This window comes from Halosimplex halophilum, from assembly GCF_004698125.1.
Lineage (GTDB): Archaea > Halobacteriota > Halobacteria > Halobacteriales > Haloarculaceae > Halosimplex > Halosimplex halophilum.
Genome location: NZ_ML214297.1, coordinates 2,062,422 through 2,084,337, shown reverse-complemented (window position 1 = coordinate 2,084,337; position 21,916 = coordinate 2,062,422). Strand labels below are relative to the sequence as shown.

The 21,916-nt window shown below is 72.9% G+C and carries 18 protein-coding genes; 5 read left to right on the top strand and 13 right to left on the bottom strand.

The annotated features are described in order from the left end of the window. Positions 1-38: 38 nt before the first annotated feature. Positions 39-1,505, bottom strand: a complete 1,467-nt coding sequence (locus tag E3328_RS10425; protein ID WP_135364495.1) for a methyl-accepting chemotaxis protein — start codon at positions 1,503-1,505, stop codon at positions 39-41. Between the two features lie 227 nt (positions 1,506-1,732). On the opposite strand from E3328_RS10425, the gene trpD reads away from it, so the two are divergent. The 5 genes from trpD to E3328_RS10400 all read left to right on the top strand — a co-directional run bounded on the left by trpD (position 1,733) and on the right by E3328_RS10400 (position 7,179). Next, positions 1,733-2,758, top strand: a complete 1,026-nt coding sequence (trpD, locus tag E3328_RS10420) for an anthranilate phosphoribosyltransferase (protein ID WP_135364494.1) — start codon at positions 1,733-1,735, stop codon at positions 2,756-2,758. Next, positions 2,755-3,450 carry a phosphoribosylanthranilate isomerase gene (locus E3328_RS10415; RefSeq protein WP_135364493.1) on the top strand — a complete coding sequence of 232 codons (696 nt, stop codon included), beginning with the start codon at positions 2,755-2,757 and terminating at the stop codon, positions 3,448-3,450. Before trpD ends, E3328_RS10415 begins: the two co-directional genes overlap by 4 nt. Then, positions 3,447-5,183: an anthranilate synthase component I gene (trpE, locus tag E3328_RS10410; protein WP_135364492.1), complete on the top strand. Its 1,737-nt coding sequence runs from the start codon at positions 3,447-3,449 to the stop codon at positions 5,181-5,183. Before E3328_RS10415 ends, trpE begins: the two co-directional genes overlap by 4 nt. Beyond that, positions 5,180-5,803 (top strand): anthranilate synthase component II, encoded by a 624-nt coding sequence (gene trpG, locus E3328_RS10405; protein WP_135364491.1) that lies wholly within the window; start codon positions 5,180-5,182, stop codon positions 5,801-5,803. The genes trpE and trpG overlap by 4 nt, the downstream gene beginning before the upstream one ends. Before the next feature lie 515 nt (positions 5,804-6,318). After that, positions 6,319-7,179 carry a mechanosensitive ion channel family protein gene (locus E3328_RS10400; RefSeq protein WP_135364490.1) on the top strand — a complete coding sequence of 287 codons (861 nt, stop codon included), beginning with the start codon at positions 6,319-6,321 and terminating at the stop codon, positions 7,177-7,179. A gap of 11 nt (positions 7,180-7,190) precedes the next feature. On the opposite strand, the gene E3328_RS10395 is transcribed toward E3328_RS10400, so the two are convergent. The 12 genes from E3328_RS10395 to proS all read right to left on the bottom strand — a co-directional run bounded on the left by E3328_RS10395 (position 7,191) and on the right by proS (position 21,774). Beyond that, positions 7,191-7,385: a DUF8029 family protein gene (locus E3328_RS10395; protein ID WP_135364489.1), complete on the bottom strand. Its 195-nt coding sequence runs from the start codon at positions 7,383-7,385 to the stop codon at positions 7,191-7,193. Positions 7,386-7,508: 123 nt separating this feature from the next. Next, entirely contained in the window at positions 7,509-8,576 is a 1,068-nt protein-coding gene (locus E3328_RS10390) for a Gfo/Idh/MocA family protein (protein ID WP_135364488.1), read from the bottom strand. A gap of 62 nt (positions 8,577-8,638) precedes the next feature. Then, on the bottom strand, positions 8,639-9,829 hold the full coding sequence (locus E3328_RS10385; RefSeq protein WP_135364487.1) for a DHH family phosphoesterase: 1,191 nt from the start codon (positions 9,827-9,829) through the stop codon (positions 8,639-8,641). Positions 9,830-9,979: 150 nt separating this feature from the next. Next, entirely contained in the window at positions 9,980-10,885 is a 906-nt protein-coding gene (locus E3328_RS10380; RefSeq protein ID WP_135364486.1) for an SDR family oxidoreductase, read from the bottom strand. Beyond that, positions 10,885-11,307, bottom strand: a complete 423-nt coding sequence (locus E3328_RS10375) for a DUF5791 family protein (RefSeq protein WP_135364485.1) — start codon at positions 11,305-11,307, stop codon at positions 10,885-10,887. Before E3328_RS10375 ends, E3328_RS10380 begins: the two co-directional genes overlap by 1 nt. Positions 11,308-11,386: 79 nt before the next feature. After that, a complete protein-coding gene (locus E3328_RS10370) occupies positions 11,387-14,542 on the bottom strand; it encodes a DUF7286 family protein (RefSeq protein ID WP_135364484.1) in 3,156 nt (1,051 codons plus the stop codon). Next, the gene (locus E3328_RS10365) at positions 14,539-15,426 is read right to left on the bottom strand and encodes a DUF7284 family protein (protein ID WP_135364483.1); all 888 of its coding nucleotides are present in this window, start codon (positions 15,424-15,426) and stop codon (positions 14,539-14,541) included. Before E3328_RS10365 ends, E3328_RS10370 begins: the two co-directional genes overlap by 4 nt. Beyond that, complete coding sequence (locus tag E3328_RS10360; protein ID WP_135364482.1) at positions 15,417-15,809, bottom strand: DUF7285 family protein; 393 nt, start codon at positions 15,807-15,809, stop codon at positions 15,417-15,419. Before E3328_RS10360 ends, E3328_RS10365 begins: the two co-directional genes overlap by 10 nt. Then, a complete protein-coding gene (locus tag E3328_RS10355; protein ID WP_135364481.1) occupies positions 15,787-16,263 on the bottom strand; it encodes a DUF7283 family protein in 477 nt (158 codons plus the stop codon). The genes E3328_RS10360 and E3328_RS10355 overlap by 23 nt, the downstream gene beginning before the upstream one ends. A 34-nt stretch (positions 16,264-16,297) precedes the next feature. Beyond that, the gene (locus tag E3328_RS10350) at positions 16,298-18,073 is read right to left on the bottom strand and encodes a type II secretion system F family protein (RefSeq protein WP_209452153.1); all 1,776 of its coding nucleotides are present in this window, start codon (positions 18,071-18,073) and stop codon (positions 16,298-16,300) included. After that, positions 18,073-20,025, bottom strand: coding sequence for an ATPase, T2SS/T4P/T4SS family (locus tag E3328_RS10345; RefSeq protein WP_135364480.1), 1,953 nt, complete (start codon positions 20,023-20,025; stop codon positions 18,073-18,075). The genes E3328_RS10350 and E3328_RS10345 overlap by 1 nt, the downstream gene beginning before the upstream one ends. A gap of 294 nt (positions 20,026-20,319) precedes the next feature. Then, on the bottom strand, positions 20,320-21,774 hold the full coding sequence (gene proS, locus E3328_RS10340; protein WP_135364479.1) for a proline--tRNA ligase: 1,455 nt from the start codon (positions 21,772-21,774) through the stop codon (positions 20,320-20,322). Positions 21,775-21,916 lie beyond the last annotated feature (142 nt).

The following is a 21,916-nucleotide window of genomic DNA, read 5'->3' as shown; positions in this document are numbered from 1 at the left end:
GAGCGGCAGGATGGACGCGAGGGTCGCGACGGCGCCGATCACTCGGTCTCGTAGCGCTCGAACAGCGCCGAGAGCTGCTCGGCGCGCATCGTGAGCATCTTCGCGTTGACGTACATCTCCGAGAGCGCGAGGTTCTGCTCCTCGGCGATGGCGGCGACCTGCTCGGCCTCCTCGACGTTCTCCTTGCTGGTCTCGGCGGCCTCGTCGGCGATGGCGGCGACCTCCTCGGAGGAGGCGGCCTGGTCGTCGGTGGCGTCGGATATCTCGGTGACGCCCGAGGCGGTCTCTTGGACGTGTTCGAGGATCGACTCCAGGGCGTCCAGCCCCTCGCCGACGGTCTCCTTGCCCTCGTCGACGGTCGACTGCATCTCGGTGATCTCCTCGACGGTCTCGTCGGTCTGGTCCTGGATCTCGCCGATGAGCCCCTCGATCTCGTTGGTGGCGTCCTTGGTCTCCTCGGCGAGGCTCTTGACCTCGTCGGCGACGACGCCGAAGCCGTTGTCGTTCGCGCCCGCCGAGGCGTGGGCGGCCTCGATGGAGGCGTTCAGCGCGAGGATGTTCGTCTGCTCGGCGATGTCGTCGATGAGGTCGACGATCTGACCGACCTCGTCCATCCGCTCGTCGAGTTCGGTCACCGTCTCGACGACGCCCTCGATCTGGTCCTGGGCCTCGTCCATGGTGTCCCGCGCCGAGCGGCCGGCTTCGATGCCCTCGACGGTCGAGCGTTCGGTCCTGTCGGCCATCTCCTTGACCTCGTCGGAGGAGGCGGCGATCTCCTCGATGGTCGCGGACATGTCGGACATCTCGTCGGAGATCTGGGTGATCTGCTGGTGTTGCTCGTGGAACACGTCGGCGATCTCCTGGACCCGGCGGGCGACCGTCTCGCTGGAGTCGGTGACGGCCTCGGTCGCCGTCGTCACCTGCTCGGAGGAGCCGACGACCTCGTCGCTGAACCCCGCCGCGGCGTCGAACGTCTGCTCGAAGGTCGCGGCCATCTCGTTGAACTCCGCCGCGAGCGCGGCGAGCGCTTCCGAGTCGTCCCCGGCGTCGAGCCGCCGGGTCAGGTCGCCGTCGCCGAAGGCGTCCAGCGCCGTCTCGACCGCCCGGACGCTGCCGTCGTAGTCGACGGGCCCGCCGTCGTCGGCCGCCTGGATCCCGCCGTCGGGCGTCGCCACCGGCGGTGTCGCCGGGCGGGCGTCGCGCTCGGCCCGGAGGTCCGCCAGGTCCGCCTTCGCGTCGTCCAGCCGCTCGCGGAGGTCGTCGCGCTCGCGCTCGGCCTCGGTCAGCGCCGTCTGGAGGCGCCGGCGCTCGCGCTCGCGGTCGTCGAGCGCCCGGCCGATCGAGCGATAGGCGGAGGCGAGTCCCCCCGCGGCCGCGAGAACGCCCAGTCCGCCGAGCACCGGCCACAGGTCCGGCGCGACCAGGAGGACCACCACCTGATAGACGGCGTGGGCGAACTGCCCGCCCAGCGCCGCACCGATCCGTCGCTTGAGGGTCGGTCGCATATCCCTACGGTATATCGAACGCTCTTATAGTCCCTCCCCCCGCGGTACAAACTTTGAGAATGGAATCCGCCGGCCGTCTCCGACTCGGAGGCCTCCAGGTCGCTTCGGGCCGCCGCGCCCGAAGCGACCACGGGCCGGTCGCGTCGACTCTTCGTCGCCACCCGACACCCTTAAGTGAATGTACTGATTCGTACATCGTAGAACTAAACCGTCCATCGGTGATACACATGGAAGCATACATCGAGTCAGTCACGAACGGGGAGGACCTGACGCTGGAGGAGGCCCGCGAGGCGGCGACGGCCGTCTTCGAGGACGCGACGGAGGCACAGATCGGCGCGCTGCTGGCGGCGCTGCGCGCGAAGGGCGAGACGGAGGCGGAGATCGCCGGCTTCGCCCAGGGGATGCGCGAGGCCGCCCGCACGATCGACCCCGACCGGGCGCCGCTGGTCGACACCTGCGGCACCGGCGGCGACGACTACGACACGATCAACGTCTCGACGACCAGCGCCATCGTCGCCGCCGGCGCCGGCGTCCCGGTCGCCAAGCACGGCAACTACTCCGTCTCCTCGTCGTCGGGGAGCTCGGACGTGCTGGAGGAGGTCGGCCTCGACATGGACACCGCGCCCGAGGCCGTCGAGGCGACCATCGAGGAGGCCGGCATCGGCTACATGCACGCGCCCGCCTTCCACCCGGCGATGAAGGCCGTCATCGGCCCGCGCCGCGAGGTGGGGATGCGGACCATCTTCAACGTGCTCGGTCCGCTCACGAACCCCGCCGGCGCCGACGCGCAGGTCATGGGCGTCTACGACCCAGACCTGGTCCCGCTGATCGGCCGCGCCGTCGCAGAGATGCCCGTCGACCACGCGCTGATCGTCCACGGCTCCGGCATGGACGAGATCACGATCCACGACGAGACCGCCGTCGCGGAGGTCGAGGACGGCGAGGTCACCGAGTACACGGTCACCCCCGAGGACCTCGGGCTGGAGACCCACGACATCGAGGCTGTCGCGGGCGGGACGCCCGAGGAGAACGCCGAGGACCTGCTGGGGATCGTCGAGGGCGACGTGCGCGGCGCCAAGCGCGAGATCATCCTCGCGAACGCGGGCGCCGCCGTCTACGTCGCCGGCGAGGCCGACTCGCTGGAGGCCGGCGTCGAGGCGGCCGCCGACGCCATCGACTCGGGCGACGCCGCGACCAAACTGGACGACCTGCGGGAAGTCAGTACCCGCGTCGCCGCCGACGGGGGCCGATGAGCGACGCGAACGAACCCGAAGCGGGCGGTCCGGCCGCCCGAGTCAAGGTCTGCGGCGTCACCCGCGAGGAGGACCGGGAAGCCGTCGTCGCCGCGGGCGCCGACGCCGTGGGCGTCATCTGCGACGTGCCCGTCGACACGCCCCGGGAGGTCGACGCCGACGCCGCCGCCGACCTGCTCGCGGGCGTGCCGCCGCTCGTGACCGGCGTGCTCGTGACGATGCCGACGACCGTCGAGGAGGCGGTCGGGCTGGTCGAGGCCACTGAACCGGACGCCCTGCAGGTCCACGGCGGGCTCTCGCCGGGCGAACTCGGCGCGCTCTCCCGTCGGCTGTCACAGGACCTCGTCGTCGCGGTCGACGCGGAGGCCGACGACATCCGGGAGTATGCCGAACCCGCCGACGTTCTGCTGGTCGACTCGGTCGACGCCGCGGGGGGCGGCGGCACCGGCGAGACCCACGACTGGGAGCGCACCCGCGAGGTCGTCGCCGACCTGACCGTGCCCGTGGTCCTGGCCGGCGGGCTCACGCCCGAGAACGTCGCCGCGGCCGTCGAAACGGTCGAACCGTTCGGCGTCGACGTGGCGACGGGGGTCGAACGGGTCGACGGCGACGGGACCCGTGTCGGCGGCGAGAAGGACCACGAGGCCGTCCGCTCGTTCGTCGCCGCGGCGCGGCGGGGGGTGGCCGCGTGAGCGACCCCGGTCCCGGAACCGACTTCGGACTCGAACCGTCGAAGGCGGAGTTCGTCGAGCTGGCGGACACCGACGGCGACGACCCCGTCGTCGTCCGCGCCGCGGTCGAGTTGGACACCGACCTGGAGCCGCTGGACGCGTACGCCGCGCTGTCGGGTCGGACCACGGACATCGAGGCGGCCGACTACACCTTCCTGCTGGAGAGCGCCGAGAAGGTCGCCTCCAGCGACCCGGACGGCGCGTTCGCGCCGACGACGGAGGACCGGCACGCCCGCTACTCCTTCGTCGGCTACGACCCGAAGGGCGTCGTCACCGTCGACGCCGAGGGCGCGACCGTCGAGACGTTCGACGACCGCTACGAGGCCTTCTTCGACGCCAACGGCGGCGACACCCTCGACAGCGTCCGCGGCGCGATGCCCGACGTACAGCGGCGCGGGTTCCCCGACATGGACCGCGAGCACTTCGAGGGCGGCCTCGTCGGCTTCCTCGGCTACGACGCCGTCTACGACTGCTGGCTCGACGAGGTCGGACTGGACCACCCCGACTCCCGGTACCCCGACGCCCAGTTCGTCCTCACCACGAGCACGCTCGTCTTCGACGAGGTGGAGGGCACCGTCTCGCTCGTGCTCACGCCGATCCTCGAACCCGGCGACGACGCCGCCGCCCGCTACGAGGAACTGGAGGCGGAGGCCGAGCGCGTCGCGGACCTGCTGGCGGGCGCCGCCGACCTGGAGACGGGCGGGTTCGTCCGCGACGCCGAGACGGCCGGCCCGAAGGACGAGTACGAGGCCGCCGTCGAGAAGGCCAAAGAGCACGTCCTCGCGGGCGACATCTACCAGGGCGTCATCTCGCGGACCCGGGAGCTGTACGGCGACGTGGACCCGCTCGGGCTCTACGAGTCGCTGCGGTCGGTCAACCCCTCGCCGTACATGTACGTCCTCGACTACGACGGCCTCTCCATCGTCGGCGCCAGCCCGGAGACGCTGGTGGCGGTCCGCGGGGACCGCGTGCTCTCGAACCCCATCGCCGGCACCTGCGCCCGCGGGACGAGCCCCGTCGAGGACCGCCGGCTGGCCGGCGAGATGCTCGCCGACGGGAAGGAGCGCGCCGAGCACACGATGCTCGTCGACCTGGCGCGCAACGACGTGCGCCGCGTGTCCGAACCCGGCTCCGTGCGCGTCGAGGAGTTCATGAGCGTCCTCAAGTACAGCCACGTCCAGCACATCGAGTCGACGGTGACGGGCACCCTGGCTGACGATTCGGACGCCTTCGACGCCGCCCGGGCCTCCTTCCCCGCCGGGACGCTCTCCGGTGCGCCGAAGATCCGCGCGATGGAGATCATCGACGACCTGGAGCGGACGGCCAGGGGTCCCTACGGCGGCGGCGTCGGCTACTTCACCTGGACCGGCGACGCCGAACTCGCCATCGTCATCCGCACCGCCACGGTCGAGGACCTCGATAGTCGGTACGGTGTCGGCGTCCCGGACGAAGCCGCCGACAGCGCCGACCGCGTCACGGTCCAGGCCGGCGCCGGCATCGTCGCCGACAGCGACCCGGCCAGCGAGTACGAGGAGACCGAGCAGAAGATGCGCGGCGTCCTCGACGCCTTGGAGGCCATCGAGGTCCCGGACTCGGCAGCCGCGGAGGGCGCCGACGGCGACGCCGAAGGCGCGACTGACGACAGCGAAGCGGAGACCGGGGACGCCGCCGAACCCGGGGAGGTGTCCCGATGAGCGCCGCCGGGCGCGAGCGCGCCGACGAGCGGCAGGTGCTGTTCGTCGACAACTTCGACTCCTTTACCTACAACCTCGTCGAGTACGTCAGCGAGCACGCCGACACCGAGGTCGTCCGCAACACCGCGTCGCTGGACGACGTGCGCGCCGCCGACCCCGACGCCATCGTCATCTCGCCCGGCCCCGGCCACCCGGAGAACGACCGCGACGTGGGCGTCACGCTGGACGTGCTCACCGAGATCAGCCCCGAAGTACCGACGCTCGGGGTCTGTCTCGGCCTCGAAGCCGCAGTCTACGCCTACGGCGGCGAGGTCGGGCGCGCGCCCGAGCCCATCCACGGCAAGGCCTTCCCGATCAGCCACGACGGCGAGGGCGTCTTCGCGGGACTCGACCAGGGGATCCGCGGCGGCCGCTACCACTCGCTGGTCGCCACCGAGGTCCCCGACTGCTTCGAGGTGACCGCCACCACCGAGGCCGAGACCGACGAGGGCGACACCGTGGACCTGGTGATGGGGATCCGCCACCGCGAGCACCCGATCGAGGCCGTCCAGTTCCACCCCGAATCGGTGTTAACTGCGGTCGGCCACGACGTGATCCGCAACTTCCTCGACGGCGTCTAGGTGTTCGAGACGCTTCGGTTCCGTATCTCGCTATTGCCGCCGGACGTACCGAGCAAACTCGCGTGACTCGCTCTGGATCGTCGACTGCACTCGACAGCGAGCGGTGAAAGCCCTCGACGCGCTCGCGGTCGCTGAGTCGGATATCCGCGCTCTCCGCACCGCCCGCGCGGATAGAGCCGACTCAGGCGACTGAACTGCACGCGAGCGCGTCTCGCCCTTTCAGTCCACCAGGACAGCACGGTACCGTACCCACCCCGCACAGCAACGCAGACGGCCACGACCCTCCCCAGCCGATTGCGCTCCGCGCGCCTGCGGCGTGCGGTGCTCATCCCTCGCGCGATGCTGTCGCGAGCCAAGACTCGCGACAGCGCGCGCCACCGCACCTCGGTCGCGAATCGGTGCCGGAACGGTTACGGCGGAAAGTCGCCCTGAGCGGCAACGATTCGCCGGATGAATCACCGGCTGCGAGCGACTCGCGTGACCACCTTTACCTGGGTGCCGTCGTTCGTACCCCTATGACCCCCCTGCAGTCGCTCTCGCAGCTGGGCGAGGAGTACGCCGCGCTGGGCTGGCAGCTCGCGGAGTTCGCGGCCGTCGCGGTCGTCGTCTACCTCCTCGGACGCTTCGTGGTCGAACCGCTCGCGGCGTTCGCGCTCGACCGCTGGACCCTGGAGTCGACGCTGGAACGGGCGCTGCTCAAGGTGCTCGGCGTCGCGGTGGTCGTCGTCGCGCTCGCGGCCGGCGTCGCGGCTGCGGGGTTCACCGCGCTTTTGGGCGGGTCGGCGCTCGTGGTCGCCGCGCTAACGCTGGCGGTCGGGTTCGCCGCCCAGGACGTGCTCTCGAACTTCGTCGCCGGCCTGTTCATCGTCCAGGACCGCAATTTTAACATCGACGACTGGATCGAGTGGGACGGCCGCGCGGGGTTCATCGAGGACATCGGCTTCCGCGTGACCAGGGTCCGCACCTTCGACAACGAGACGGTCACGGTCCCGAACACCGAGCTCGCGACGACCGCCGTCACCAACCGGATGAGCAACGAACAGCTGCGCATCTCCTACCCGTTCGGCATCGGCTACGCTGACGACATCGACGAGACGACCCGGATCCTCCTCGACGTGGCCGACGACCACGAGGGGATCCTCGACGACCCCGAACCGTCCGTGCGCGTCACGGACCTGGCCGACTCGGCGGTCCTCGTCCAGTCGCGGTTCTGGATCGACAGCCCCGACCGCGAGGAGTTCTCCGTCGCCCGATCGACGTACATCCAGCGGGTCAAAGAGCGCTGTGCGGACGCCGGCATCGACCTCAGCACGACCACCCAGCACGAGCTCTCCGGCGAAATCGTCGTCGAGGAGCCGTCGACGGTCGACCGCTGAGGGCGGCCGACTTACAGGACGGAGAAGCCGAGGACGCTGAGGATGTACAGCGTCCCCACGATGATGATGCCGATGATCACCAGCCGCCAGGCCATCGACAGCAGGAACCGGCCGACCAGGATGATCGCCGCCAGCAGGATGAGGACGCCGAGGATCCCGACGGGTTGGGTGAGAACGTCCAACTGGAGCGCCAGCGCGTTGAGCATACCCGGTAGACGCTCGCCCGGCACCATAAGCTTCCGGGGCCGTCCGACGCGCGTCCGACGGGCGAGCGGGTCGCTCGACGGTCGATTTTCGGTCGGTGGTTCCCGGAGAACCGATATCGGGATTCAGCCCTCGTCGGCGGGCTCTGGCGATAGTTCGCCCGATTCGACCATCGCTTCCAGCGGGTTGTCGTCGATCCGCAGGGGGAGCTCCACCCGGCCGCGCCGCCGCGAGGACTCCCAGGCGGCGAAGATCACCTCGGTCACCGACAGCGCCCGCCGGGCGGAGAACGCCGGTTCGACGCCGTCGCGCAGACACTCGACGACGTGGTCGATGGCCGGTGGGACCGCCGCCGCGTCCTCGACGCCCGAGACCAGCGGCTCCCAGTCTTCGCCGTCCCGGCGGACACGCGCCTGCGGCTCGGTCCACGGCGTCACCTCGATGACCCCGTCGGTGCCGTGCAGCCGGTGGTGGACGCCGACCCCGTCCTCGCCGAAGCCCGTCGTCGCGATGCCCTGGACCCCGCTCTCGTATTCCCAGTGGACGAGCCCCTGGTTCTCGTTGTGGGCGCCGTACTTGACGTACTCCTCGCGGTAGTCGACCTGGCCGATGACCCACTCGACCGGCGATTCGTCGGCGTACATGTGCGCCAGATCGATGTGGTGGGTGCCGTTGTCCAGCAGGGTGCTCGTGCCGACCTCGACCCGCTGCAGGTCGCCGATTGCGCCCTCGTCCAGCGCCCGCTTGGGCTCGCGCCACACCGGGGAGAACCGGCGCTGGTGGTTGAACGTCAGCTGCACGTCCCGGCGGCTCGCCTCCTGGGCCATCAGGCGCGCGTCGCCCCACGTCGTCGCCATCGGCTTCTCGCAGTGGACCGCCTCGGGGACGCCGCTCGCGATACAGTCGAGGACGATCTCCGCGTGGGTCGGCACGGGGGTCGAGACCGAGACGATGTCGGGATCGGCGGCGGCGAGCATCGTCTCGTAGTCTTCGAAGACCCCCGGGTCGTCGATGTCGAACTCGTCGGCGAAGGCGGCGACGTGCTCGCGGACGATGTCGGCGGCGGCGACGATCCGGCAGTCGTCGCGCTCGCGGTAGCCCTCGGCGTGGCGGTAGGCCATCGCCGCGCTCTCGCCCCAGACCGGATTGTCCGGCTCGGGCCCGGTGCCGACGAACGCGATGTCGTAGCTCATATCCGGCGGTGACCCCGCCGGGGCAAAAGTCCACGCCTCCCGGCAGGCCGGACCGACTCGGCCTAGATCTCGCCGGCCATAGCGTCGAACAGGCGGTCGACGAACTCCGCGCGGTCGAGGCCGTCGCCGGGGCCCAGCCCCTCCATGTGCTCGACGGAGAGCTGGCCGCCGCCCATGCGGGCGTGGCCGCCGGCGTTGGCCATGGGGATCTCGTCGACGACGGTCCGCAGCGTCTTGCCCATGTGGACCCGGTCGTCCCGCGAGCGGCCGGAGAGGTGTAAGGTGTCGCCCTTCTGGCCGATCACGACGACGGCGGTCACGCCCTCCAGCTGGCTCAGCTCGTCGGCGGCCTGTGGGATCGCGTCGGCGTTGGAGACCTCCCCCACGTCGGCGACGGCGAAGGGATTCTCGACGCGTCGCTGGTTGATGGCGCGGGCCTTCACGTCGAGCACCTCGGCGTCGACGTACGGGTTCGCGATGCGGTCGAGCCGGTCCTCGTCGATGCCCTCGTAGAGGTAGGCGCTGGCCTCGAACTCGGCGGCCGAACACCCCTTGGTCAGGTGCTTCGTGTCGGACTGGATGCCGTAGAGCAGGCCCGTCGCGGTGTCCGACGGGAGGATCCGGTCGGCGTCCTCGGCGACGTCGTCCTCCTCGTCGGGGCCGACGGGCTCCCAGTCCTGCTGGCGCAGGTACTCGGCGAGGATGCTGGCACAGGAGCCGTGGTCGGGGCGCACGTCGGTAAACTCCTCGCCTTCCCCGTCGCCGGGGTGGTGGTCGACGACGGCGAACGGGGCGACCGAGTCGGCGCCGGCGAACCCCCGTGGTTCGTTGTGGTCGACGAGCACCACGTCGTCGGCCAGCAGGTCGCTGGCGGTGTCGACGCGGTCGAACTCCAGGTCGAGGACCGTCTCGAAGGCGCGGTTCTCCTGGTGGCGGATCTCCCCGGGGTACTGGAGGTGGGCCTCGACCCCGGCCTCCGCGGCGAACTCGCCGACGGCGACCGCCGAGGCCATGGCGTCGGGGTCCGGGTTGGGGTGCATCAGGACCGACACCTCCTCCCGGTCCGCGAGGTGACCGACGAACTCCGCACCCGGTGTCCGGCGCAGCCGCCGGACCCCCCACCAGAGCGCGACGAGCACGACGAGCAAGCCGACGACGGCGGCCGCCAAGACCAGCGGGTCCTGCTCGGCGACCGCCGCGGCGGCGTCGCGGGGCGCGACCGCCCCGACGCCACCCGCGGCTGCGTGTGGCATACCCGGGCTGTCGACTTCGAGGGTCAAGTAGTTTCTCACTGTCTCTCCGTCGACCGTATCGCCGAAAATACCGAACGAATCGGACTGAAACGCCCGATTCAGACCGGGCGTATCACCGACATCTCGAACGCCGAATACGTTCGCCCGGGCTCAGGCCGCCCCGTCGGCGTCCGCGAGATACGCGTCGACCGCCGCCCGGTACCCCTCCCGGTAGGTCGGGAACGCGAACTCGTAGTCCAGCCCGCGCAGTCTCCCGTTCGAGACGCGCTTGCTCGTCCGCAGCCGCCGCTCGACGGTCTCCGAGAGGTCCTCCTCGGCGAGGCGGTCCTCGACCGTCCGCTTGGGCGGCTCGGGCTCGCCGCACTGCTCGGCCAGCCAGTCGGCGAACGCCCACTTCGAGACCGGCTCGTCGTCGACGACGTTGACGACCTCGCCGTGTGCCAGGTCCGAGTCGAGCAGGTACCGCACCGCGCCCGCGGCGTCGTCGCGGTGGACCATGTTCAGGTACCCCTCGGTCACCGGCCCCTCGACGTACCGGGCGAGTCGGTACCGGTCCGGGCCGTACAGCCCGGCGTACCGGGCGACCGTGCCGTCGACCCCGGACTCAGCGGGCCGCTCGACCGCGATCCGTTCGGCCTCGGCGAGTACCTCGGTCTTCTCGGTGGTCGGCTCGACCGGCGTCTCCTCGTCGACCCAGTCGCCGTCGTGGTCGCCGTATACGCCTGTACTCGACGAATACACGAACCGGTCGGGCGGGTCTTCGCGCCCGCAGAAGTGGTCGATCGCCGTCTCCAGCCCCTCGACGTACACCTCGCGGGCGGCCGCCGCGCCGCGCCCGCCGCTGCTGGCCGCGAAGACGACGGCGTCGGCGTCGGGCACGGCCGCCAGCGCGTCGGCGTCAGTCACGTCCGCCCGGACGCCCGCGAAGCCCGCGGACTCGATCGCTTCGACGCCCTGTTCCGAGCGGCGGACGCCGACGGCGTCGTGGCCAGCGGCGGTCAGCTGTCGGCCCAGTTCCAGCCCGACGTAGCCGCAGCCGAGGATAGCGACGCGCATTATCGAGCTTCGAGGAAGTGGTGGATCGCCGCGTACTCGGCGAGCGTGACCGGGTATCGCCCCTCCACCTTCTGCTGGATCTCCTTGGGGTCCATCTCGTCGTTCAGGCCGGCGGCGACGGCGTCGACGTCGACGACCGCGGTGGTCATCCCCATCAGGAGGATGTCCAGCGCCTCCGCCTTGATCGTCTCGCCGTCCGGACGCTCGGGGTCGGCCGCCAGGACGGCCGCCGCGGCCTCAAGCGTCAGCTCGGGTTCCTCGCCGGCCGCGATCGCCTCGACGATATCGCGGTCGACCCCCGACCGCGAGACGACGGTGTCGACCCCCACCGACTCGACGGTCTCTGCCAGTACGTCGCCGTACGCGCTACGCAACTCCTCGGCCGACCGCTCGGCCGCCGACTCGAACTCGCCTCTGAGCATACCCCTCTTTCGCGGTCGGCCTACAAGTCAGTGTCACTCTCGGTCGCCCGAGTCGAACCGGTTCGGTCGGCGCGCCGTCCTACCCGCTCCCGTCACCGGCCTCGGTCCCGTTGGTCGACAGCGGATACGCCTCGCCGGTCCAGGGCCGCTCCCGGGGGCTCGGACCGGGCTCGGGCCACCCGGCCGACTCCTCGACCATCGCGCCGTCGACGTCGCCGACGCCGGTGCCGCCGGGCGGGACGACGACCGTCACCGCCGTCCGCGACGTGAACCGCACCTTCGACGAGCGGCCCAGCGTCTCCGGGACGCCGTCCCCGTCGAGGTCCAGGGTCGCGTTCCCGCCGTCGCGGACGTACTGCAGCGACGCGTCGCCGACGGCGGGCGTCTGCCGGGGCACCTCGACGGCGAAGCGAGCGTACTGGCCACGGACAGTCACCGACCAGACGTTCGTCGTCGCCACCCAGTTGCCCAGCGGCGGCGCCAGCGGCAGCCCGGCCGGGATCTGGGTAATCGACCGGTTGAGCCGCTTCGCGGCGGCCGACGAGATCTCCGAGCGCACCTGTCGACGGACCCGCTCTTTCACGACCGCGGTCGCGCCCGTCACCGCCGGACCCGAGACCTTCCCGCGCTTCGACTCCAGCGCGTCGTAGAGCGCGGTTCGCAGCCGTAACCGGACCCAGTCGCGCCGGATCGTCGACCACCCGCCGTCGGTCCGCCGGACCGCGGCGGCGACGACCGGGTCGACGACCGACCCGTTCGTCATCGCGAGCGCCCGCGCGTCGAGCGCCGACCACCGGTCGAGTCCCGCCTCGACGACGGCACCGTGGTCGGTCGAGTCGTTGCCGACGCCGGCGTCCGCGAGCGCCGCCGCCAGGTCTCCTTCGACCGCCGCGACCGTGTCGTTCAACCCCTCCAGCAGGCGGTCGCGGCGCTCTCTGACGGTCGCGTTCGACCGGTGCTCCAGCGTCCGGTTGGCCGCCCGGAGCGCTCGCGCGGCCGTCGAGAGCCGCCGCTCGCGGCTCGTCCCGCCGGGCAGGAGCGCGCTCAGCGCCACGTCCGTCGCGTCGCCGTACGGGACCGAGAAGTAGTTGACGTTCCGGGCGGTCAGCGGGTGTGTCTCGTTGTCCACCGCCGCGACCTGCCCCGGTGTGACCTTCGTCAGCGTCAGGTACGGCGGCGCGCCGTCGACCGAGTACGCCAGGGCCGGTCCGTCACCGGCGCCCGCCGACCCTCCGGCGGCCTCACTCGACCCGTCCCCCGGCCCGGCGTCGCGCTCGTCGGCTCGCCGGGCGTCGTAGCTCGACCGCAGCCGCGACAGCGACGGCCCGCCGACGTTCCCGATGGCGCTCGCGAACGCGCCCTCGCGCTCCGACCGCTGCTCGGCCCGCCGCTCCAGCCGCTCGACCACCAGCGAGAGGTAGCGGCCGCGGACGGCCGCCCGGGCCTTCGCTGCGACGCTGTCGTAGGTGGCCGGCGCGTCGACGAGCTCCGCGCGCCGCTCGCTCAGGTTGGCGGCCAGCGCCGCCGCCGGCGCCGCCTCGTGAGTCCCCATCCGCCCGCGCGAGACCGGGACGGACAGTTCGCGGACGGTCTCCCGCAACCCGATCAGGTCGCGGTGGGCCCACCGCGCCACCTCGCCGGGCCACTCGCCGTCGATCCGCGTCGGCGTCCCCGGGAGCGAACCCCGGGCCGCGCGCCCGGCGAGCGCGTCCGGACCGCCCGCGAGTTCGACCGCGTCGCGGACCTTCGGCGGTACGTCGGCGAGGTTCGGGCCGCGGAACCGACCGCCGCGCTCGTGGACGGACGGGATGGGGTGGGCCGGAGCGTGTGGCGTCGGCGCGTGGCGACCGACGACGGCGACCCGCACCCGTTTGGTCTCCGTGCTCGTCCGCGTCGTCGCGTTCAGCGAGCCGTTGTGGTGCCACACGGCCTCCCGCTCGTGGCGCAGCCGTACGGTCCGGACGTACGTCTCCAGCCGGTGGTACCCAGACGGGTCCGAGACCGTCGGGGCGCGGGTCGCGTTCCACACGGCGAGTACCTCCGTGTCGGTCGACCCGACGCGGAACTGCCAGTCGTCGCCCGCGGGCGGGCCCGGCCGGGCGGGCGTCCCGCCGCCGACCCGCTCGGTCGCTGCCAGCGTCTGTATTCGGGCACCGAACACCGAGTCGACCGTCCGGTTGATCCCGTCGTCGCGAACGAACTCGCGGAACGCCCTGTCGGCTGAGAGCCCGACGGAGACAGTCACCGTCTCGTTGGGGGCCGGCGCGCCGGTCCCGCCCGCGGCGAGTCCCGGAACGCCCGCGCGTTCGGTGGGTCCGCCGGCGGCCCGGATCCGCTCCTGCAGGAGCGCACTCGTCGCGGGGTCGTTCGGGCCGCGCGCGGCGACGACCTTCTGGAGCCCGACGCGCGCGATGGCCTTCCCGAGCCCTCGCCGGCCGTCGGGGTCGCTCTCGCCGAACGTCGACCGCTGGACGCCCAGCATCGCCCCGTTGGTCATCAACTCGACGTGGCGGTTGGCGACGACGTTGTCGATGGGCGCGCCCCCGTACTGGGCGTAGCCCCGGGCCCAGGCGACGGCGTAGAGCCGGGCGGTCAGCCGCTGGCCAAGGCCCGGCTTCGTGACCCCGCGTCTGAGCCGCTCCTGGTAGGTCTCGACGCGCTCGTGGACGGCCAGTACCGGCGTCGGGACGACGACCGCAAACGAGACCCGCTCGGTCCCGACGACCCGGCCGTTCCGGGTCGCCTCGACGGTGACGTTCGCGACCTCGGCGCGGAGCTTCGTCCCGTCGGGGCCCGCCCGTTCGACGCTGACCCGGTCCATCGCCGCCCTCAGCGCCTCGGGCGTCCGCGCTGGCGGCAGCGACGCGTTCGCCCGGACCCCGCGGTGGGTCCGCGCAACCGTTCGCAGCCGTTCCCGCGCTGCGAGATAGACCCGGAGTTTCAGCGCGTCCCGGAACGCCGTGTCGGGGTCGAGCAGTTCGCCCCAGCGGTTGGTCGCCGGCGCGACGACGGGGTCGCCGGCCGCTGCGACGCCCGCTTCGGCGACGGCCGTCCGGACCGCCGCGCGGGCGTCCGCGGTCGTCCGCTCGACGGCCAGGTCGACCGCCGGCTCGGGCGTCGGTTGCGGGCGGTCGACGGCGCCCGCGAACAGCGCGCTCGTCAGCACCAGCAGGACGCCGACGAGCGCGAACGGGACCCGCCCGCGGGTGCCGAGTTCGAACCCGCGCCGGCTCATCCGGACCACGTCCTGACGACGATCCGAACTCGATGGGCCCGCACCGCCCGCGCGGCCTCCGTCGGCGAGTCGTACCGGCGCCGCAGGTCCGCCGCCAGCCGCTCGGCCAGCCCGCCGGAGAGACGACGATTCGCCCGTTCGACGCCCCCGGGCCGCAGAAACTCCGTCGCGTCGACGCCGAGGGCGGCCGATGCGTGCCGGTAGCGGTGCGCGACCAGCGCGCGGTCCGGTCCCTCGCTGTAGAGGGCGTCGCGCGTCTCGCCGGGCGGGAACAGCCCCGCGACGACCGCGTCGGCGAGCACGCCCGCGACGCCGTCGAAGCCGCCCGTCCGCGCCGATCGCTCGGCCGGGCCGGTGACGTTCGCCAGTCCGCTCGCAGCGGCGACGGTCGCCACCGACACGTCGGCGCCCCGCGGCGGCGCGTCGCCCGCGGTGAACGACGACCGCAGCGTCGCGTTCGGGTACGGGTACCAGGTCACCGCGACCTGCGCCGTCCCCTCGCGGGTGTGCAGCACGCACTCGGTCGCGTTCCGGGCGCCGACCCGCAGGTCCCCGCCGACCCCGGTGAGGGAGGCGCCGCCGAGCGAGGGATCGGCCAGCGCGGCAGCCGCGAGCAACTCGGCGTGCGTCCCGGCAGCCGTCCGGTCGACGGTGACGGTCACCGTCTCGGAGCCGTCCAGCAGCGCCGACGACGGGACCCGGGCAGAACGCGTGTAGGTCACCTCGGTCGTGGCCGTCGCCAGCAGGTCCGCCGTCTCCTCGGCGACGCGGTCCCCGCCGGGCGCCCGCCGGTCGCCGACGCCCGCGAGCGTCCCGACGGCGACGCCGACCAGCAGGACGAACAGGACGGTGTCCAGTGCCGTGCTCGACGCCCTTAGGTCCATACCCGTACCTCCAGCCGAGCGGGCGCGACTTCGCCCGGACCCGCCCGGACGCTCACCCGTCGGGACGCGGTGTCGGCCGTCCCCGGTGCGGCCGGCCCGGCCCGTTCCGTCCGCCCCCCGAAGTCGAGGGTGGCGTTGATCCGGTACCCGTCCGGCCCGCGGTCGAGCGCGGCGGCGAGGCGCTCCGGTCGGACGACGCCGCCGACGGTCAGCGCGCGCTCGACCCGGTCGGCGGCCGCCTCGGCGTGGTCGCGGTCGACCGGTCCCGGGAGGTTCGCCTCGAAGGCCCCGGCGTAGAGCGCGAGCGCCAGGGCGACGACCACGACCGCCACGACCGCCGCCAGCGGCTCGGTCTGGGCCTCACGCCCCCACGAGCGTCGCATTCGTGTCCCCCCAGGTCACCCGTCTGACGAGCAGTCGCTCCGGCGCGGGTCGCCACGACGGCTCCGTCGTCCGCGAGCGGTCGAGCGCCCGCGCGAACGTCGCCTCGCTGCCGAACGCCCGTTCGGGCGGGACCCCCCGGAGCACGCGCCGGAGGCGGTCGCCGTCGCCGCCGACGGCGGGGACGACCGGCCCGTACGCGAGCGACGCGTGCGCGTCGCCGCCGGGGCCGCGCAGCCCGACCCGGTGGGCGCCGATCCGGACCTGTCGGGCGTCGAGCGGGTGTCGCGCCGTCGCCTCGTGCGGGCTGGCCGCGACGCTGTCGACGGTGCGAGCGAGCCCGGTCGCGTCGGGCGGCGGCGCGGTCGGGACCCGTAGCGCGAGCCCGAGTATCCCGGCGCTCACGACCGCGAGGCCGAGCCAGACGTGCGTCGATTCGACGGCGGTGTCGAACATGGGCCGGCCTGGTCGCCCGTTTCGATTTAAAGTTTCAGACCAGCCATCCCGTCCCGACGAGGCCGGCGACGAAGACGGCGCTGGCGAGGCAGAGCGCGCGGCCGACGCGGTAGCCGACCAGCGAGCGGTCGAGGCCGCGCTCCAGCCCGGTCGCGAGGACCGTCAGGATCACGGCGAGCGCCATCACGTACGCGCCGACGGCGAGCCCGAGCGCCGCGGGCGAGACGGCGGCCGTCAGCGGCCCGTCGGTGCTCATCTGTTCGGCGAGCGTGACCGTCGCGCCGACGACGAGCGGGCCGAACACGGCGGCCGTGTTCGCGAGCGTCGACGTGACCCGCTCCAGGTCGCGGCGGATCGTCCGCTCGACGCCCTGCAGGTCGTCGAGGTGGTCGGCCATCGCGACGACCGCCGGCCCCGCGGGCCGGCCCTCCGAGGCGGCGACGGCGAGCAGCTCCGCCGTGCTCCGCGCGCGCTCGCTCGGGACCGTCGCGAGCGCGCCGTGCTCGCCGAGAAAGGACTCGCGGACCCCCGCGCGGACCTGGCGCTGCTGGCGGACGGCGTCCTCGAACACGTCGCCGGTCGCCGAATCGAGCAGTTCGACCGCGTCGTCCAGCGCCGCCTCGACTGAGCGTCCCCGGTCGACCTCGCGGCCCACGAGGTACAGCGCGTCGGGCAGTCCCGACTCGACGGCCGCGACGCGGTCGCGGACGGCGGTCATCGGTCGGTAGGCGACGACGAGGCCGACGCCCAGGCCGGCGGCCGGTGCAGTGACCAGCGCCGCCCACGGCGCGGCGATCCGGGCGACGACGAGCCAGGCGCCCGCGCCGACCGCCGCGCCGGCGACCGCGGCGGGCCACCGGCTGTCGGGCACGTCGGGGTGGGACCGGGACACGGGCGCGGGCGGGAACGCGACGGGGCGGCGGGCGAGCAGCCAGCCGCTGGCGACCACCAGTGCGGCGGGCAACAGCAGGTCGTAGCCGACGACGACCGCCGCCAGCGGGACCTCCAGGCCGACGGTGCCGGCGGTGGGGAGCAGGGCCACGAGCGCCAGCGGGAGGAGGACGCCGAACGCGTAGAGCGCGGTCGCCGGTCCCTGGACCCCGGCGGCGAACTCGGCCATCGCCTCCCGGGTCCCCTCCAGCGTCACGTCGAGCGCGCCGTCCAGCGCCCGCTCGCGTTCCTCCGGTTGTGCCGAGCCCGCCGACTCGACCAAGGTGAGCGCGCGCCGGAGCGCGGGGAACCACTCGGCCCACTCGTCGGCGAACGACGACAGCCCCGACCGGCCGGTCCCGCGCGCCCGCCGGACGTGCGCCGACAGGCACCGCGCCAGTCGCCCGTCGCTCGTCTCGGCCGCGAAGGCCGCGGCCGTCTCGGGCGTCGGCGCCAGCCGCATCCGCAGGACCGCGCTGGAGACGAGCTCCGGCGCCGCCCCGAGCGCGCGGGTCCGCCGGGCGGTCGCCAGCCCGCGGGGCAGGTACCGCGCGGCGGCCGCGACGGCGAGCCCGACCAGCAGCGCCGCGGGGACGGCGACCGACGGCGCCCCCAGAAACACGGTCAGGGATACCGCGACCGCGACGGCGGCGACGACGCCGGCGCCGTCGGCCGCTCGCAGGACCGTCTCCGCGTCGAGGTCCCTGCCGAGGAAGTCGACCGCCCGCCCGAGTTGCGGGTCGGTTCCGGGGTCCCACGGCGGGACGGTCGCGAGCGCCTCGACGGCCGCGACCAAATAGTCGTCGCCGTCGCGGGTCGGGTCCCTCCCACCTGCCGGTGATTTCGACCGCCGTCCGTCCGCACCGTCGGTGGCCGCCATCACGCACGCTCCCCGTCGACCCGCTCTCGTTCGACCCGTGCCCGTTCGACCGTCTCGGGGTCGGTCCGGCCGGTGGCGGCGAGGCCGTCGAGCCACTCGGTCCGGGCGGACAACTCGTCCCGCAGGTCGGCGTAGCTCTCCGCGGGTCGCGTCAGCGCGGCGACCAGCCGGCTGTTACCTCGCTCGATCCGGTCGGTCGACCCCAGGCCGTCGCCGTCGCGCTCGTAGAGCGTGACGAACTCGACCGACGCGGCGTCGCCGTCGGGACCTATCTCTCCGCCCGCGTCCGTGCCCCCACCGCCGGTCCGCTCGACCTCCTCGATGGCGCGGACGCGGCGCTGGGTCCCGTCGGCGCTCTCGGCGGCTTCGAGCGTGACCAGCAGGTCGGTCGCCGCGAAGGAGCTCTCGGGGACGCCCAGGTCGGCGACGACCCGCTCGCGGACGGCCGCGCCGCCGTCGCCGTGGATCGTACCGAGGACCGCCCCGTCGTTGGCGCCGACGCGCATCGCCTCGTACAGTGTCCCGGCCTCCTCGCCGCGGATCTCCCCGACCACGAGCGCGCCGCTGCCGAGCCGAAGCGCGGTCCGGAGCGCCTCGGTCGGTGAGGTCCCGCTCTCGTCGAGCGAACTGCGGAGCGCCTGCACGTCGCGGCCCTGCGACTGGAGCGCCTCCACGGGGAGTTCGGGCGTGTCCTCGACGACGACGCTGCGGGTCGCCGCGGGGACCTCCCACAGCAGCGCGCTCAGGCAGGTCGTCTTCCCCGCCCCGCGCGGGCCGGCGACCAGGCCGGCCGCGCCCCGCTCGACGGTGACCGACAGCAGGGCGGCGGCGTCGGCCGACATCGTCCCGTTCGCGACCAGCGCGGGGAGCGTCCAGGCCTCCCGGTCGCCGGCCCGGAAGGCGAAGGCAACCCCGTCGCTGACGGGGTCGGTCACCGCGGCCACGCGCACCCGTCGGTCATCCGTTGCGACCGCGGCGTCCAGCGTCGGGTCCGCGCCGGAGAACGCCCGCCCGCTCTCGCGGCGGAACCGCGAGGCCAGCGCCGCTGCGCCCTCGTCGGTGAGTCGGACGTTCGTCCGCATCGCCTCGCCGTCGACGCGGACCCGCAGCGGCCTCGCCGCGACCGGTGCCGTCGCGAACACGTCGGAGACCCGCGGGTCGGCGAAGAGATCCGCGACGACGCCGTAGCCTCGTGCGTGCTTGCGGAGGACGGCCGCGATGTCCTCGACCGGGTCGTCCGCGTCGGCGACCGCCCGGACGGCCCGGCCCGGCGCCCGCTCGGCGCCCGCGACCTCGCCGCCGGCCAGCCGCTCGTAGGCCGCCGAGAGCGTCGCCGTCGTCGCCTCGTCGAACCGCGCCTCGACCGGTTCGAGGTGGTAGGTCGCCACCGCGTCCCCCGGTCGTTCGTATATCCGGACGACGCCCCCGCCGTCGAGTTCCCGGCGGTCGCGCAGTCGGGCGTCGCCCGGCGGCCGGGCGGCGACCCTGGAGCGGCTGACCGTCGGCCCGACGAACGGCCGGAGCGCGTCCTCGTACCCCTCCGCGGCGGCCGCGCCCTCGGCCAGCCCCGTCTCGGCGGCGATCCGCTCGACCGGGCCGGCCCGCCCGGTCGCCTCCCGCGCGGCAGCCAGGGGGTCCCGGAGCGCCCGGTCGCCGAGCCGCTCGTCGCGGAAGGCGACGGCGCCGGCGAACCGGCCGGCCGCCGTCAGCAGCGCCGCGGCGTCGTCCTCGTACGCGCGGACGGTCCCGTCGGCGCGGGTCTCGACGGCCTCGGCGTCCCGCTCGGTCAGCGCCTCGACGACCGTCTCGCGGCACTCGGCCGCCGAGGCGAGCCGGCCGCCGCCCGGGCAGTCGCCCGCGTCGACGACCAGCCGGTCGCCCTCGAACGCGGGGTCACACTCGCAGGCGTCCCCGTCGTCGCTCCCGCGGAGTCGAGACAGCAGTGCGTCCATGGCCGCCGGTGGTCGCGTACCCGTACTTCAACCTTCGCGCCACGGAGCGGTTCGGACCGCGTGTAGCCTGCTGACGGAATGCGCCCGCGTAGTATCGGCGGACTCGGAAGATATACCGTGACCCTTCGAGCATCGGGCGTCGACCGAGCGTCCGGCGCCCGCGGCGCCGGTTCTCCGGACGCGAGCGAACGGAGTGAGCGAGTCGTCCGGCCCTTTTTCCCCAAGTTTTTGGCTCGGGGGTGCCCGCAGGTCGCTTTTAGCGACCGAGGACACCTCCGAGCGAAAAAGTGGGTCCTAGTAGGTCTTCGCCCAGTAGGCGGTCTCCTCGGCCTCGTCGCCGCAGATGGCGCAGTCGTCGTGGACGGGCTCCTCGTCGCGGTCGAGGGGAACCATCACGATCTCGGCGGCCAGCGCGTCCTTGATGGGCTCCTCGCAGTCCTCGTCGCCGCACCAGCCGGTCTTGACGTAGCCGCCGTGCTGGCCGATGGTGCCGAGGATCTCCTCGCGGGACTCCGCCTCGCGGATCTCCCCTTCCAGCGTCTCCTCGGCGCTGGCGTAGAGCTTGGCGTAGACGGTGTCGAGGTGCTCCTCGACGGTCGCGGCGATGTTCTCCCGATCTTCGACGCTGTTCTCCCCGTCGGGGCGGTGGACGAGCGTGAGTTCCCCGTCCTCGACCTCGTTGGGGCCGACCTCGACCCGGAGGGGGACGCCCTTGAGCTCCCACTCGTTGTACTTGAAGCCGGGGTTGCGGTTGTCGCGGTCGTCGAGGTTGACCCTGATCCCCGCTTCGTCGAGCTCGGCGGCGGCGTCGGCGGCGTACTCCAGCACCTCGTCCTTGTTGTCCTCCTGCCAGATGGGGACGACGACGACCTGCGTGGGCGCGAGCGTGGGCGGGAGCACGAGCCCCTGGTCGTCGGAGTGGAGCATGATGAGCGCGCCCATCGAGCGCCACGAGAGGCCCCACGAGGTGGTGTGGGCGGTCTGTTCCTCCTCGTCCTCGTCGGCGTAGGTGATGTCGAACGCCTCGGCGAAGGAGGTGCCCAGGTAGTGGGAGGTGGCGGCCTGGACGCTCTTGCCGTCGGGCATGAGCGTCTCGATGGTCGTGGTGGTGTGGGCGCCGGGGAACTTGTCGTGTTCGGGCTTGCGCCCCTTCAGCGCGGGCATGGCCATCACGTCCTCGTAGAGCCGCTCGTACTGGTCGAGGCGGGTCATCGTCTCGTCCCAGGCGCCCTCCTGGTCGGCGTGGGCGGTGTGGCCCTCCTGCCAGAGGAACTCCTTCGTACGGAAGAACGGCTTGGTCTCGGTGGCCTCCCACCGGACGACCGAACACCACTGGTTGAGCCGCATGGGCAGGTCCCGGTGCGAGCGGACCCAGTCGGCGATGAAGGGGGTGATGATGGACTCGCTGGTCGGACGGACCGCGAGGCGCTCCTCGAGTTCCTCGTAGCCGCCGTGGGTCACCCACGCGACCTCGGGGTCGAACCCCTCGACGATGTCCTTCTCCCGTTCGAGGTAGCTCTCGGGGATGAACATCGGGAAGTAGGCGTTGTCGACCCCGGTGTCCTTGAACCAGCCGTCGAGGTGGTCCTGGATGCGCTCCCAGACCGCGTACCCACGGGGGCGGGTGACGATGAACCCGCCCATGGGCGCGTAGTCAGCCAGCTCCGCCTTCTGCACGACTTCGGCGTACCACTCGCCCGTCGAATGCTCCTTGCTCTCGGTGATGCCGAGTTCCTGCTCGCCGCTCATTATCGATTCCTCGCCGAGCGCGCTCTTGAACCTGACGAAGCCCCGGTTCGCGTTCGCACGCCCCCGGCGCCGCCGACGGGGCCGACGAATACCGATCGGAGCTGTCGCCACACGGACAGACACGTCGGTGGACGGCCGTCTC

Coding starts and splice junctions, on each gene's coding strand:
- E3328_RS10370 (WP_135364484.1), bottom strand. CDS start 14,542: ATGAGCCGGCGCGGGTTCGAACTCGGCACCCGCGGGCGGGTCCCGTTC.
- E3328_RS10400 (WP_135364490.1), top strand. CDS start 6,319: ATGACCCCCCTGCAGTCGCTCTCGCAGCTGGGCGAGGAGTACGCCGCG.
- E3328_RS10415 (WP_135364493.1), top strand. CDS start 2,755: ATGAGCGACGCGAACGAACCCGAAGCGGGCGGTCCGGCCGCCCGAGTC.
- proS (WP_135364479.1), bottom strand. CDS start 21,774: ATGAGCGGCGAGCAGGAACTCGGCATCACCGAGAGCAAGGAGCATTCG.
- E3328_RS10395 (WP_135364489.1), bottom strand. CDS start 7,385: ATGCTCAACGCGCTGGCGCTCCAGTTGGACGTTCTCACCCAACCCGTC.
- E3328_RS10345 (WP_135364480.1), bottom strand. CDS start 20,025: ATGGACGCACTGCTGTCTCGACTCCGCGGGAGCGACGACGGGGACGCC.
- E3328_RS10390 (WP_135364488.1), bottom strand. CDS start 8,576: ATGAGCTACGACATCGCGTTCGTCGGCACCGGGCCCGAGCCGGACAAT.
- E3328_RS10350 (WP_209452153.1), bottom strand. CDS start 18,073: ATGGCGGCCACCGACGGTGCGGACGGACGGCGGTCGAAATCACCGGCA.
- E3328_RS10365 (WP_135364483.1), bottom strand. CDS start 15,426: ATGGACCTAAGGGCGTCGAGCACGGCACTGGACACCGTCCTGTTCGTC.
- trpD (WP_135364494.1), top strand. CDS start 1,733: ATGGAAGCATACATCGAGTCAGTCACGAACGGGGAGGACCTGACGCTG.
- E3328_RS10360 (WP_135364482.1), bottom strand. CDS start 15,809: ATGCGACGCTCGTGGGGGCGTGAGGCCCAGACCGAGCCGCTGGCGGCG.
- E3328_RS10380 (WP_135364486.1), bottom strand. CDS start 10,885: ATGCGCGTCGCTATCCTCGGCTGCGGCTACGTCGGGCTGGAACTGGGC.
- E3328_RS10385 (WP_135364487.1), bottom strand. CDS start 9,829: ATGCCACACGCAGCCGCGGGTGGCGTCGGGGCGGTCGCGCCCCGCGAC.
- E3328_RS10355 (WP_135364481.1), bottom strand. CDS start 16,263: ATGTTCGACACCGCCGTCGAATCGACGCACGTCTGGCTCGGCCTCGCG.
- trpG (WP_135364491.1), top strand. CDS start 5,180: ATGAGCGCCGCCGGGCGCGAGCGCGCCGACGAGCGGCAGGTGCTGTTC.
- E3328_RS10375 (WP_135364485.1), bottom strand. CDS start 11,307: ATGCTCAGAGGCGAGTTCGAGTCGGCGGCCGAGCGGTCGGCCGAGGAG.
- E3328_RS10425 (WP_135364495.1), bottom strand. CDS start 1,505: ATGCGACCGACCCTCAAGCGACGGATCGGTGCGGCGCTGGGCGGGCAG.